At 35.4% G+C, this 14,184-nt stretch carries 10 protein-coding genes and 1 pseudogene; 8 read left to right on the top strand and 3 right to left on the bottom strand.

All coding sequences use genetic code 11. From position 1 onward, the window contains the following. Nucleotides 1-47 precede the first annotated feature (47 nt). The 3 genes from uvrA to mgtE are packed head-to-tail and all read right to left on the bottom strand — an operon-like array spanning nucleotide 48 to nucleotide 4,559. Nucleotides 48-2,825 (bottom strand): excinuclease ABC subunit UvrA, encoded by a 2,778-nt coding sequence (uvrA, locus tag FNOD_RS07945; protein ID WP_011994673.1) that lies wholly within the window; start codon nucleotides 2,823-2,825, stop codon nucleotides 48-50. A gap of 4 nt (nucleotides 2,826-2,829) precedes the next feature. Continuing rightward, complete coding sequence (locus FNOD_RS07940) at nucleotides 2,830-3,180, bottom strand: hypothetical protein (RefSeq protein WP_011994672.1); 351 nt, start codon at nucleotides 3,178-3,180, stop codon at nucleotides 2,830-2,832. 35 nt (nucleotides 3,181-3,215) lie between these two features. Next, the gene (gene mgtE, locus FNOD_RS07935) at nucleotides 3,216-4,559 is read right to left on the bottom strand and encodes a magnesium transporter (RefSeq protein ID WP_011994671.1); all 1,344 of its coding nucleotides are present in this window, start codon (nucleotides 4,557-4,559) and stop codon (nucleotides 3,216-3,218) included. 378 nt (nucleotides 4,560-4,937) lie between these two features. On the opposite strand from mgtE, the gene leuS reads away from it, so the two are divergent. The 8 genes and pseudogenes from leuS (at nucleotide 4,938) to FNOD_RS07900 (ending at nucleotide 14,163) form a co-directional block, all read left to right on the top strand. Then, complete coding sequence (gene leuS, locus FNOD_RS07930; RefSeq protein WP_011994670.1) at nucleotides 4,938-7,397, top strand: leucine--tRNA ligase; 2,460 nt, start codon at nucleotides 4,938-4,940, stop codon at nucleotides 7,395-7,397. Between the two features lie 44 nt (nucleotides 7,398-7,441). After that, entirely contained in the window at nucleotides 7,442-8,428 is a 987-nt protein-coding gene (locus FNOD_RS07925) for a peptidylprolyl isomerase (protein ID WP_011994669.1), read from the top strand. A gap of 114 nt (nucleotides 8,429-8,542) precedes the next feature. Further along, nucleotides 8,543-8,722 (top strand): annotated as a pseudogene (locus FNOD_RS09875) (ion channel); the annotation flags it as partial. A gap of 117 nt (nucleotides 8,723-8,839) precedes the next feature. Continuing rightward, nucleotides 8,840-9,532, top strand: coding sequence for a potassium channel family protein (locus FNOD_RS07920; RefSeq protein ID WP_238374583.1), 693 nt, complete (start codon nucleotides 8,840-8,842; stop codon nucleotides 9,530-9,532). Nucleotides 9,533-9,563: 31 nt separating this feature from the next. Continuing rightward, nucleotides 9,564-10,616 (top strand): S-methyl-5-thioribose-1-phosphate isomerase, encoded by a 1,053-nt coding sequence (gene mtnA / locus FNOD_RS07915; protein WP_011994667.1) that lies wholly within the window; start codon nucleotides 9,564-9,566, stop codon nucleotides 10,614-10,616. After that, on the top strand, nucleotides 10,616-11,896 hold the full coding sequence (gene serS / locus FNOD_RS07910) for a serine--tRNA ligase (protein ID WP_011994666.1): 1,281 nt from the start codon (nucleotides 10,616-10,618) through the stop codon (nucleotides 11,894-11,896). Before mtnA ends, serS begins: the two co-directional genes overlap by 1 nt. Nucleotides 11,897-11,941: 45 nt before the next feature. Next, nucleotides 11,942-13,837, top strand: coding sequence for a 1-deoxy-D-xylulose-5-phosphate synthase (gene dxs / locus FNOD_RS07905; protein ID WP_011994665.1), 1,896 nt, complete (start codon nucleotides 11,942-11,944; stop codon nucleotides 13,835-13,837). Further along, nucleotides 13,834-14,163: an Asp23/Gls24 family envelope stress response protein gene (locus FNOD_RS07900; protein WP_011994664.1), complete on the top strand. Its 330-nt coding sequence runs from the start codon at nucleotides 13,834-13,836 to the stop codon at nucleotides 14,161-14,163. Before dxs ends, FNOD_RS07900 begins: the two co-directional genes overlap by 4 nt. Nucleotides 14,164-14,184 lie beyond the last annotated feature (21 nt).

Raw genomic sequence — 14,184 nt, 5'->3', positions numbered from 1 at the left:
CCCAAACCAATCCCTCCAAGAAATTATTTCATAAAATTATTAATTATTTAAGCAGTGGTTCTTTCAGAGATTTTAAGTACTTCTTTCAAATATTTTCCAGTCCAAGAATCACCACATTGCGCTATTTCTTCAGGTGTACCGGTCGCAACAATGTATCCTCCCTCTTCGCCACCTTCTGGTCCAAGGTCTATTATGTAATCTGCAGATTTTATAACATCTAAATTGTGCTCTATAACAATTACTGTATTACCCTTATCTACAAGTCTATTCAAAACTTCTATCAGTTTTTTCACATCGTCAAAATGTAATCCAACCGTTGGTTCGTCAAGAATATAAAGCGTTCTACCTGTTGCCTTCTTTCTTAATTCAGATGCAAGCTTAACTCTTTGAGCTTCACCACCGGAAAGAGTCGTTGCTGGTTGACCAAGTTTTATGTAACCTAATCCAACGTCTGATAATACTTGCAGTGTATCTCTTATTGCTGGTATATTTGCAAAAAATTCGAGAGCTTCATCTACAGTCATATTAAGCACATCGGCTATATTTTTCCCTTTATAAGTAACCTCAAGCGTTTCAGAATTATATCGTGAACCCTTACAAACATCGCATTCAACGTAAACTTCTGGTAAGAACATCATTTCAATTTTAACTACACCTTGCCCTCCGCAAGCTTCACATCTTCCACCTTTCACGTTAAAACTAAACCTTCCCTTGTCATATCCACGCGCTTTGGCTTCCGGAGTCATTGCGAATAAATCTCGAATAGCGTCAAAAACCTTTGTATACGTTGCCGGATTACTACGTGGTGTTCTTCCTATAGGTGATTGGTCTATCGCAATAATCTTATCGATTTCTTCAATTCCCTCTATTTTACTGTACTCACCCGTTTCGTATTTAGTTTTGTAAAGTTTATTTGCTATCGCAGGATAAAGTGTATCTAAGATAAGTGAGCTTTTCCCAGAACCACTAACACCTGTAACAACTATGAAAGTCCCAAGTGGGAACTCTACTGTTATGTTTTTCAAGTTATTATGTCTTGCACCAATTAACTTTATAGATTTACCATTTCCCTTTCGCCTTTGATGTGGTATTTCTATCCTCATCTTACCTGATAAATACTTACCAGTTAAAGATTTATCTGATTTCATAATTTCTTCTACAGTACCAGCAAATACAACCTCTCCACCGTTTACACCAGCGCGAGGCCCTATGTCTATAACATAATCTGCATTTTTTATAACATCTTCGTCATGTTCAACAACGAGAACTGTATTTCCAAGGTCACGAAGTTGCTTTAACATATTTATCAATCTATCGTTATCTCTCTGATGCAATCCTATCGTAGGTTCATCTAAAACATATATAACGCCTGTCAGCTTTGAACCTATCTGCGTTGCCAAACGTATTCTCTGAGCTTCTCCTCCAGATAGTGTACGCACGTTTCTTGAAAGTGATATGTATCCTAAACCAACTTGCTCAAGAAAGTCCAACCTTTTTTCTATTTCATTCAGCAACTCTTTTATAGCTTCGTATTGCTTAGGTGTTATAACCTCCGGTAACTTCCTTATAACCGCGAGTTCTTTGGAAATGGGTAATTCTGTAAAATCGATTATACTCAAACCGTTTATTGTTATACTCAATGCTTCCGGTCTCAATCTTTTACCTTTACACGACTGACAGGTTCGTTCAACAAAGAAATTCTCCACAAGCCACTCACGAGTCTCTTCCGAGGTATACTCTTCGTATCTTTCCTTGACAAGAGTAACTATACCTTCGAAATATTCAGTACCATACAAAATAGCTTCTTTAACTTCATCTGGTTGAGCATAAAATGGTTTATTTAAATCACCATGGTACTCTCTAACAATTCTTTCAAGTCTTCTTGGGAGCCATCCATCCGCTTTATGACCAATCCTTAAACCCTCAATTACCGATTTGTCTTCTTCGAATAAAGAATCTTCATCTACTTCTAATTTAAAACCAAGGCCATGACAATCAGGACACGCACCATATGGACTGTTAAAAGAAAATAGTTTAGGTGTAATTTCGGGCATTGAGAAACCGCAAGATAGACAAGACAACTTTTCAGAGTAAAGATGTTCATGACTTCCATCCTCTGTTTTCACTAAAACAAAACCATTACCCTCTTTAAGTGCAAGTTCAATTGACTGAAACAACCTATGTGGATCAGTTTCGCTCAAATATATTCTGTCAATAACTAAATTAATATTGTGCCTAATATTTTTATTAAGTTCTGGTACTTCCTCAAGTCTGTAAACCTTTCCATCAACTTCTACTCTTGTATAACCACGATTTATAAATTCATTGAATTCTTCCTTGAAAGTCCCTTTTTTCTCACGGGCAATTGGGGAAAGAATTAAAACTCTTTTGCCTTCAAAATGCTTTTGCATATTATTTACAATTTCGTCTACGGACATCTTTTGTAATTCTCGCCCGCAATGTGGACAATGTGGAACACCTATTTGAGCGTACAGAACTCTTAGATAATCGTATATTTCAGTCACAGTTCCAACAGTCGACCTTGGGTTGTGAGAGACGCTTTTCTGGTCTATAGCTATAGAAGGAGATAGACCTTCGATACTTTCAACATCTGGCTTTTTCAACTCACCTATAAATTGCCTTGCGTAAGTTGATAAACTTTCCAAATACCTTCTTTGTCCTTCAATAAAAATAGTATCCATTGCCAAAGAGCTCTTACCAGAACCCGAAAGTCCAGTAATGACAACGAGCTTGTTCTTCGGTATCTCCACATCGATACCTTTCAAATTATGTACCCTTGCACCTTTTACAACAATTTTTTCCATTGTATTATCTTCTAAACCTCCTCGTTAGAACCGTTCCAAGTACTAAAAGCATAATTATTCCAAAAACTAATGCCTCAACGCTCAGTGCTATTAACTTTCTCCTAACATCATCTACCGAGAGATAACCGTAAGCTCTCACTTGAAATGGGAAAAACCAAGTAATCGTCATTATTATAAACATGGTAACTATAGTTATAAAAGCGTTTCTAAACGCTGACCACGTATCATCTAAATCATCTGTAAGCCTATTTATTTTTATGTTAAGTTCCTCGATATCTTTCTCATATCTTTCAATATGAGATTCTATTTTTTCAATAGTCTCTAAAAGCTTCCTTTCGATCTCTTCACGCTCCATATAATCCCCCCTTGAAAAAGCTCAAAAAATTCAAATTACATCTTTAACATAGAATGTGCTATAGCAAAGTAAATCATTATTCCACCAAGGTCCGCAATAGTCGTTATAAGTGGTCCGGACATCAAAGCTGGGTCAATATGTAAAAGTTTCCCAAAGAAAGGTAACATAGCTCCAACTACATTTGCAAAAACTATTATTAAGAAAAGAGAAATTGCCGCGGAAAAGTTAACAATGATATTGTTTGAAACCATGAATCCCCTTAAAAAGAGTGTTATACCAAGAATTACGCCTAAAAGTGCTCCAACATACAATTCCCTTAATAAAACTTTCCACCAGTCTTTGAGCTCAACTTCACCAAGTGCCATACTTCTTATTATTAACGTACTACTTTGACCTCCGGCATTACCTCCAGCATCAACCATTGTGGTCATAAACGCCGCGACTATTGGTATTGCTGCAAGAAAATCTTCATATCTGTGAACTATAAATGCATTAACACTTTCTAAAAGTAATAATCCAACTAGCCAAGGGAGACGGTTCTTTATAAAAACAAGCGGCGATGTATGAAAGTAAGATGTTGTAGTTACATTCATACCAGCCATCCTGTGAATATCTTCCGTCGCCTCTTCTTCGATGATGTCTACGATATCATCTATAATTACCACGCCAACGAGTCTCATATCGTTATCAACAACAGCAATAGCATTCAAATCGTATCGTTTCATCAATTCCGCGACTTCTTCTTGGTCCGTTGTAGTTTTTACGTAAGGAGGATCTGGAGTGAATATCTCATCAACAAGTGTATCAGGTTCAGCAAATATCAAATCTTCCAAGCTAAGTGTACCAATCAAAGTCTTATCCTCTTCAACTACAAATATCGTGTATATTGTATCAGCGTCTTTTCCAAACTTGCGCACTTTTGCTAAAGCTTCTTCAACCGTCATGTTTCTTACTACATAGACGAAATATGGAGACATTAAACGACCCGCTGAGTTTTCAGGATAATTTAATATCTCTATCGTCTGTTCTCTTTCACTCTTTGGAAGGAAAGAAAGAAGCTTGGTAACAACATCGGCAGGAAGTTCATCAAAAAGTTCAGCACGATCCGAAGGGTCCATGTTCCTTATAATAGATTTTATCTCTTCATCTGTTAACATTCGTACAAGTTCAAGTTGTTCATCTGGCTCAAGTTTGGAAAAGACCTCCGCAGCTATATCTTTATGTAACAAGCGGAAGACAATAGCTTTTTCCGAGGTTTCAAGTTCTTCGATCATTTCATATACAACATTTGGATCTTGGTCTTCTAACAAAAGCTTTAACGTTCGAAAATCACCACGTTCGATGAGCTTTTTAATATCAACCTGGAGTTTGACCTTCATTCATAACAGACCTCCCCTTTTCAGTTTTTTGCTATGGTGGTTTTGTTGTAGAATTTGACGAATTACACGAATAACTCGGATATTCCACAGTTACTCACCGCCTTTCGCCCTCGTTTTGATTTTTAAGACAAAAGAAACCTAAAAAAATAAAAGCAAAAAACAAATTGCTTCTTTTAATTAATTATACCAAAATAATGGTACTTGTTACCCAAAGTTTCTTGAAGTTTTGGTTAAATAAAGTTTTAACTTTGTGTGTGAATGTATCTTATCTAAAAACTTCAAAAAACAAAACACAGTACAAATATAAAAAAACTTGTGATATAATTTATTAAAAACCATTTCACAAAAAATACTATTACAAACGGAGGGATATATACCATGAAAGAATACAAGCCACAAGAAATAGAAAGCAAGTGGCAGGGTGTTTGGTCTGAAAAAAAAGTTTTTGAAACTCCACAGTACTCGGATAAGAAAAAGTACTATGCGCTTGTAATGTTTCCATATCCTTCTGGAACACTACATGTTGGTCACGTAAAAAATTACGTTATCGGTGATATAGTCGCAAGATACAAAAGAATGCAAGGGTATAATGTTCTCCATCCATTTGGTTATGATGCTTTTGGATTGCCTGCGGAAAATGCTGCTATTGCTCACAAAATACATCCGAAAAAATGGACGTTGGACAATATCAATGTGATTCGTGGCCAAATAAAGAAAATAGGAATAAGTTACGATTGGAATAGAGAAGTAATAACCTGTACGGAAGATTACTACAAATGGACCCAGTGGGTATTCTTAAAATTATACGAAGCTGGCTTAGCATATAAGAAACCTGGTGCTGTAAATTGGTGTCCAAGTTGTCAAACAGTTCTTGCGAACGAACAGGTAAAAGACGGAAAATGTGAAAGATGCGGTACAACAGTTACAATGAAATATCTTGAACAATGGTATTTCAAAATAACAGACTACGCCGAAAAATTGTTGGAAGGTTTAGATAGATTACCGGGATGGCCAGAACATGTTAAAACAATGCAGAGAAACTGGATAGGTAAAAGTACCGGTGCTGAAGTTGATTTCCCAGTAGATGGAATGGATAGAAAAATAAGAATATTTACAACCAGACCGGATACGATTTACGGTGTCACATTTATGGCAATTGCCCCAGAATCACCACTTGTAATGGAGTTGGTCACTGAAGATAAAAAGAAGGAAGTCGAAGAATTTTTAGCGAAAGTAGCTCTTGAAGATAGATTCAAAAGAACGAGCGTTGAGGCCAAAAAAGAAGGCGTATTCTTAGGAAGATACGCGATAAATCCTTTAACAAACGAAAAAATACCAATTTATGTCGCAAATTATATACTTTACGAATATGGGACAGGTGCTATCATGGCTGTCCCAGCACACGACCAAAGGGACTATGATTTTGCGAAAACTTATAATTTGCCAATAAAACAGGTCATAAAACCAAAAGATGGCGAATGGAATATAAACGAAAGACCTTACGAAGAAGAAGGAATAATGATTAATAGTGGCCCATTTGATGGACTTGAAAGTTCAAAGGGTATTGAAGAAGTAACGAAATACATTGAAGAGAAAGGTTTTGGAAAAAAGAGTGTTCAATACAAGCTTAGAGATTGGCTTATCTCAAGACAAAGATACTGGGGTGCTCCTATTCCCATTGTTTACTGTGAAAAATGTGGTATAGTACCTGTCCCAGAAAAAGATTTACCCGTGAGACTTCCAGAAAATGTCGAATTTTTACCAACGGGACAATCACCATTAACATTGAGCGAAGAATTCAAACATACAACATGTCCAAAATGTGGAGGACCAGCTCATAGAGAAGTGGAAACGATGGATACATTTGTCGATAGTTCTTGGTATTTCCTCAGATATGTCAACCCAAAATTAGACGACAAGCCATTTGAATCAGATGATGTGAACTATTGGTTACCTGTTGACCAATACATAGGCGGCGTTGAACATGCAGTTCTCCACCTTCTCTACTCAAGGTTCATAACAAAAGTACTTCACGACCTCGGATACCTGAAATTCGATGAACCATTTGAAAATCTCTTCACACAAGGGATGATTTACAAAGATGGTTGGAAGATGAGCAAATCGAAGGGAAACGTTGTGTCACCTGACGATATGATAAACAAGTACGGTGCAGATACACTGAGAATGTACATACTATTCATGGCACCACCTGAAAAGGATGCGGAATGGAATGATGCAGGCATCGACGGAGTAAATAGGTTCATAAAGAGGTTGTGGAACAATTACTACAAAATATTAGACATAATAAACAGCAATGACACAAAAAATGAAAATGAATTTGGAAAAGAAGAGAAAAACCTTAGAAGAAAATTACACGCAATGATAAAGAAAATAAAAGAAGACATCGAAGGTGGATTTAAATTTAATACGGCAATCGCTGGCCTTATGGAATTCAACAACCAACTTTCAGATTACCTTGAAAACACAAAGTCACCTAATAAAAAACTTTTAAGAGAAATTGCAGAAAAGGTTGTTTTGATATTATCACCATTTGCGCCACATATGGCGGAGGAAATGTGGCATGACCTTGGCAAAGAAACACTTATTGTTGAAGAAAAATGGCCTGAGTACGATCCAGAAGCCCTAAAGGAAGATGAATTAACTATCGTTGTTCAAGTAAATGGTAAAGTTAGAGGTAAAATTACCGTTCCAGCGGATGCTTCTGAAGAAGAAATCAAAAACAGAGCTGTTGAAAATGCAGGTAAATTTCTTGAAGGAAAAACTATAGTTAATACGATATACGTCAAGGGAAAATTGGTTAATATAGTAATCAAATAAAAGACTGATAAATATTTAATCAAAAGTGTAAAGGGGGGCTTACTGTGAAAAAAGTATGTATATTTCTAGTCTTGTTAATAAGTTTTTTTGTCTTTGCTCAGCAAGAGATTGTAGCGGTTGTAAATGGTCGCAGTATAACAATGGATGAGTGGAACAGAGAAGCGAATGTACAAAAACTTTTGTTAGAAATTCAAAATTCAAACGAAACATTCTATCAAATACTTATGACAACGCAAGAAGGTCTTGTTTTGATTGAAAAATACAAACTTAAGGTGCTAGATACATTGATAAGAAAAATAGCCTTCATACAATTTGCTGAAAGTTTAAAAGTTCAGCCTGATCCACAAACTGTTAAAAACGATGTCGACAACGAGATTAAAAAGATGCTGGTTGATTTGAAAATGACCGAAACACAGTTAAATGATTATTTAATGCAACTTGGAATGGGACAATTGGAAGATTTTAGGCAAAAACTTTATTTACAGCGAACTTATTCATTATCTCTGGCAAATGTTTATACATACTATTTGAAAAATGCAACGGTTTCGGAAGAAGAAATAAAAGCTTATTACGAAAAAAACAAGGCAAAATACACCGTACCCACACAGTACGACTTGCTTATTTTCAAAGCGAAAGATAAGGCCATGGCTGATAGTATACGTCAAGATGTAGCAAAAAATATTTCGGTTGAAGAAATATCAAAAAAATATAATCTAAGTCCACATGTTAATGGCTTAGTAACACAAGGTGATATGGAAAAAATTCCACAAAACTTGTGGGTTATAATCACAAGCGTCTCAAAAGGAACTATATTACCTGCACAATTAATAAATAACGAATACTATATCATAAGGGTAAGAGATGTAAAACCAGGTAGTCAAAAATCTTTAGATGAAGTGAAAGAAGAAATTAAGAAGGAACTTGTCTCAACTAAACAAAAAGAAGTAAAAGATAAAGTCGCAAAAGATTTTGAAGATTTCTTGAAAAAGTCTAAAATAGAAATCAAATATAAAAGCCAGATTGCTAAGTAATTTTTAGACATAAGGATTATAAACTTAATTAAATTCACTCGAATTGGACTTGGTGTAAATAATGAATACTAATAGCTCTCAAGAAAAAACTTTTGAAAAACATTTTTAAGAAGAATAACAATCTCAATAATTGGTATTCTTGTTGTATTCTTAGTAGGGACTTTCTATTATTTTTTCTTCGAGAAGTACTCACTCTTAGAGTCAATCTTTTTTACTGCGATAACACTTTCAACAGTTGGGTACGGAATACCAAAGGAATTATCTACATTTGGCAAGCTATTCACAATATTTCTTATTTTAATAGGTTTATCTTTCGTTTTGTACAGTATATCGTATATAACAGCCATACTCGTTGAAGGTGAACTTAACAAATTCTTTAAAACAAAAAGAATTGAAAGAAGGGTATCAAAGATGAAAAACCATATCATAGTAGTTGGTGTTGGAAATATCGGCACGCATGTCGTCAACCAACTATTAAGGTACGATGAAAAAGTTGTAGCTATAGATAAAGAAGTAAATGAAAATGCATTTTTTGAAAGAATACATGGTAATAGAGAAAAACTAATACTAATAAATGGTGATGCCACAAACGAAGAAACTCTTTTAAAAGCAGGACTTCGCGAAGCTCGAGCGCTCATAACTACTCTTCCAGACGATTCATTAAATGTATTTGTTGCGTTAACTGCTAAAAATTTGAACAATAAAATTTACATTGTGTCTAACATAAATAATCTTGCTAATTTAACAAAGTTCATTTACGCAGGAGTTGATTATCCAATAGCTACTGCAGAAATAGCGAGTATTAGAATTGTTGAAACGGTGATTGGAAACAAGCCTAAAGAAAACGTTATTGACATTCTTAATATAAAAGATAAGACTTTCAGGGTAGAAATTGTAGATGTTGAAAACACAAAACTTTCCGACGAAAAAATTAAAGATTTAAAGTTAAAAGAAAAATACAACATTTTTATCGTAGGTGTTATAAACAACGAAAAATTTTTAATGGGACCGTCAAAAGACTATATTATAAATTCAAAAGATAAAATAATATTATTTGGTGAAAGTTCTGGACTTGAAAATTTTAGAAAAGATTTTCTACAATAATCAAAGTTCAAAGAATAAGGAGGGCAAACACATGAAACTTAAAACAATGACTATGGAATGGACTGGAGATAGTCTAATACTTATTGACCAGAGAAGATTGCCATTTGAAGAAGTTTATGTGACTTGCGCAGATTACAGGGCTGTCGCCCTTTCAATAAAAGAAATGGTTGTTAGGGGTGCACCAGCTATAGGTGCCACAGCAGCTTTCGGTTATGTTCTTGGTGCAAAGGAAATACTTAAAAAAAGTCATAATTACGAACAAGTGGTAATGCAGATGAAAAATGTAAAAGAAACACTTGCAAAAACAAGGCCAACGGCAGTTAATCTTTTCTGGGCTCTTGAACGAATGGAGAAAAGATTAATTCGACACGGAAAATACGAAGGACTCGTGAAAGTATTAGAAGATGAGGCATTAAAAATCGCAAAAGAAGACATTGAAGTCAATAAAGCAATAGGAAGAAACGGTGCACAATTACTCCAAGATGGTTTTACAGTATTAACCCATTGCAACGCAGGCGCACTCGCTACCGTCGATTATGGTACAGCGCTTGGTGTTCTTAGAGCAGCAAAGGAACAAGGTAAAAAGATTAAAGTGTACGCGGATGAGACAAGACCATATCTCCAAGGTGCACGCCTAACAGCTTGGGAATTAATGAAAGATGGTTTCGATGTAACATTAATTAGCGATAACATGGCTGGTTGGGTTATGAAGCAAGGAAAGATAAATGCTGTTATAGTTGGTGCAGATAGAATAGCTGCAAATGGTGATGTTGCTAACAAGATAGGAACATATATGGTCGCTGTTTTGGCAAACAGACATGGTATACCATTTTACGTTGCCGCTCCATTGAGCACAATTGATATGTCAATAAAAAGTGGAAAAGAAATTCCAATTGAAGAACGGTCACATGAAGAAGTTTTAACTTGTGGTGGGAAGAGAGTTGCACCAAATAACGTAAACGTTTATAACCCCGCTTTCGATGTGACCGACCATGAATTGGTAACTGCCATAATAACAGAAAAAGGTGTTGTTTATCCACCATACGAAGAGAACATTAAAAAATTATTTGAGGAGGGAATTTAATGATAGATTTAAAACTTTTAAGAAAAGATCCACAGCATTTTTACGAAGCTCTCAAGAAACGAAATTATTCAACTGACATAATTGATGAAATAGTTAATTTAGACAAAGAATGGCGAAATCAACTAAACATTGTCAATAATCTCAAAGCAAAAAGAAACGAACTTTCAAAACTCGTCGCAAGGTATAAAGCAGAGGGTAAAAACCAAGAAGCGGAAGAAATCATTGCAGAGAGTAAAAAAATAGGTGAAGAAATAGCACAATATGAAGGTAAACAAAAGGAATTAGAAGAGAAAATGTACAATCTCGCATTGTACATTCCTAATCCTCCACACGAAAGCGTACCTGTAGGAAAAGACGAAACAGAGAATGTTGAAATAAGACGCTGGGGAGAACCAAGAAAATTTGACTTTGAGCCAAAAGCACATTGGGACCTTGGTCCTGAACTTGGCATGCTTGACTTCGATAGAGGTTCAAAACTCAGTGGCTCAAGGTTCACAGTTATGTTTGGAGCAATTGCAAAACTTGAAAGGGCAATTGCTCAATTTATGCTTGATGTACATACAAAGAATGGATATATCGAAGTCAATGTGCCACATCTTGTAAAAAGAGAAACAATTACCGCAACTGGTCAACTTCCAAAGTTCTCTGAAGAACTTTACACATGTGAGAGAGACGACCTTTTCTTAATTCCAACTGCGGAAGTCTCACTTGCAGCACTGCATATAGATGAAATTCTTGAGGAAAATAAATTGCCTAAAAAATATACAGCATTTACACCATGTTACAGGCGGGAAGCAGGAAGCTATGGTAAAGATGTTAGAGGATTGATAAGACAACACCAATTTGAAAAAGTTGAACTTGTTTGGTACACAACACCAGAACGTTCTTTTGAAGATTTGGAACAGCTAACACAAGACGCGGAAAGAATACTTCAACTTCTCGGATTACCTTACAGAGTAGTTACATTATGTACAGGTGATCTTGGTTTTGCCGCAGCCAAAACATACGATATCGAGGTATGGTTGCCATCGTATAATTCTTACAAAGAAATCTCCTCGTGTAGTAACGTCACAGATTTCCAAGCGCGAAGAGGAAATATAAGATACAGAGCAAAAGATGGAAAACTAAACTATGTTCACACACTTAACGGTTCAGGACTAGCAATAGGAAGAACACTTGTAGCTATAATGGAAAATTACCAAAATCCAGATGGAACGATAACTATACCGGAAGTTCTAAGACCATATATGGGAACAGATATAATAAAGCCTATGGAGTAAAAGTGGGCGAATTCAAAAATAAAAGAATACGAAAGGTGTGGATTAATGCTTGATTTCTCAGCGAAACGAGAATTATTGGACAAAGTAAAAAATATGAATTACGATGAGCTATATGAATTTTCTGAAAAGATAAGAAATTATATGATAGATGTCGTCTCAAAAAACGGTGGGCATCTTGCAAGTAATCTCGGCACGGTGGAGTTAACAATTGCTCTTTACCGTGTCTTTGATCCATTTGAAGACTATATAATTTGGGATACAGGTCATCAAGCATATACTCATAAACTGTTAACTGGTCGTTGGGAAGAATTCAAAACATTAAGGAAATTCGGAGGTATCTCCGGATTTACTAATATATTCGAAGATTCAGTTGATAGATTCGGCGCTGGGCATGTTGGTACTTCTATAGCAGCTGCATTAGGAATCGAAAAAGCACTTAATTTATCGAAAAAAGAAGCCAATGTTGTTGTTGTAATTGGTGACGGGGCACTTACAAGTGGACAAGCTCTTGAAGCTTTAAATCAAGTAAAGAGTCAAAATTCGAAAATAAAAATAATATTAAATTCAAATGGTATGAGTATAGCAAAGAACGTCGGCGGCTTATCTATACTTCTTGAGTCACTAAGAACCAGCAAGTTATATATAACATTAAAAGAAAGAATAAAAAAAGGTATGAATGAAGGAGTCGAATTTGAATTAAAAAAGATAAAAGAAGCGCTAAAAGTAGCATTAGTTGGTGAAGACTTCTTCGAATCAATAGGCCTTAAACATTTCGGTCCTATAGATGGCCATGATATAAGAACACTTGAAGAGGCTCTAAAACAAATAAAAGCATATCCTTATCCAACAGTTCTCACAGTTTTTACAACAAAAGGGAAAGGTTACCATTACTCAGAAGCTAATCCAACAAAATACCATGGTGTGGAAAAATTTGATCCCGATACTGGATACTTTGAAAAACCAGAGAATTCATACTCATATAGTGAGGTTTTTGGAAAAACATTGATTAAGATAGCTGAAGAAGACGACAAGGTGGTTGCACTTACAGCCGCGATGCCTGATGGCACAGGTTTAACACAATTTTCAAAAGAATTTCCAGACAGGTTTGTAGACCTTGGAATAACCGAACAGTCAGTTGTTACATACGCTGGCGGTCTATCAACAATTGGGTATAAACCCGTTGTTGCTATATATTCGACATTTTTGCAAAGAGCGTACGACCAAATAATTCACGACATAGCTCTTCAAAATTTAAGTGTTTTATTCGCAATAGACAGAGCAGGACTTGTTGGAACAGATGGACCAACTCACCACGGTGTTTTTGATATATGTTATTTAAAATCAATCCCAAATATGAAAATATTAACCCCGATTGATGCAAAAGATTTGGCTAATATGTTGTATACAATAATTAAACAACGCAATAAATACAGCGGCCCTATCGCAATAAGGTACCCACGCGATGTAGAATTTGGAAATTTAGACGAAATTTATGGTAAAATAGAATATGAAAGTCCATTTAAATGGAAATATATTAACAGTGGAAAAGATATAGCACTGTTAAGTGTTGGAACACTCACAAAAGAGTATATAGAAATGTGTAAAGAAAAAAATTGGACATTAGTTGGTGTTAGAAGTGTGAAGCCCCTGGATGAAGAGTCATTAAAAGAAATAATTTCAAATCATAGTTTTATCTTCACAATTGAAGAAGGTATGATTAATGGTGGCTTTGGAGAAAGTGTTCTAAGTTATATCAACGAAAATCTTTCTGATGAAATTACCAATGTAAAGATTAAAAATATAGGCATTAAAGACGAATTTATAACTCATGGTACCCGCTATGAACTCATCAAGTTAGTTGGACTAGATAGTGAAAGCATTAAAAAATATGTTGAAAAATACGTAGAAAAATTCGATTTGAAAGGAGTGAAAAGACTATGAAATTTCAAACAGAATACGGTGAAGTTGAAATAACAGTTAATGCGCTAAGAAAATTGACATACTTAGCAGTTATGGAAACTTACGGACCTATAAGTATAGGTTCAGATAATTGGTTCTCGAAATGGTTTTCTTCTGAAGAAGGAAAGATAAAAGTCGAAGAAGATGAATACGGCCACATAAATATTGATATTTTTGTCGAGGTAGAATACGGCACAAAGGTAACAGAGGTAGGAAGAAACATCGAAGAAAACGTAAGGCACAAACTGCAATATTTAGCGAATTGTGAGAACGTAGACGTCAACGTTCACATCATAGGTGTGAAGTAATAATGGTAAGCGAAATGAGGT

The sequence above is a fragment of the Fervidobacterium nodosum Rt17-B1 genome (assembly GCF_000017545.1).
GTDB lineage: Bacteria > Thermotogota > Thermotogae > Thermotogales > Fervidobacteriaceae > Fervidobacterium > Fervidobacterium nodosum.
The sequence above is the reverse complement of the archived record's forward strand: the minus strand, read 5'-3'. Positions and strand labels throughout refer to the sequence as shown.

Bases quoted from the DNA above. Each gene is read 5' to 3' on its own strand.
- uvrA (WP_011994673.1), bottom strand. From the start codon at position 2,825: ATGGAAAAAATTGTTGTAAAAGGTGCAAGGGTACATAATTTGAAAGGT.
- FNOD_RS07940 (WP_011994672.1), bottom strand. From the start codon at position 3,180: ATGGAGCGTGAAGAGATCGAAAGGAAGCTTTTAGAGACTATTGAAAAA.
- mgtE (WP_011994671.1), bottom strand. From the start codon at position 4,559: ATGAAGGTCAAACTCCAGGTTGATATTAAAAAGCTCATCGAACGTGGT.
- leuS (WP_011994670.1), top strand. From the start codon at position 4,938: ATGAAAGAATACAAGCCACAAGAAATAGAAAGCAAGTGGCAGGGTGTT.
- FNOD_RS07920 (WP_238374583.1), top strand. From the start codon at position 8,840: ATGAAAAACCATATCATAGTAGTTGGTGTTGGAAATATCGGCACGCAT.
- mtnA (WP_011994667.1), top strand. From the start codon at position 9,564: ATGAAACTTAAAACAATGACTATGGAATGGACTGGAGATAGTCTAATA.
- serS (WP_011994666.1), top strand. From the start codon at position 10,616: ATGATAGATTTAAAACTTTTAAGAAAAGATCCACAGCATTTTTACGAA.
- dxs (WP_011994665.1), top strand. From the start codon at position 11,942: ATGCTTGATTTCTCAGCGAAACGAGAATTATTGGACAAAGTAAAAAAT.
- FNOD_RS07900 (WP_011994664.1), top strand. From the start codon at position 13,834: ATGAAATTTCAAACAGAATACGGTGAAGTTGAAATAACAGTTAATGCG.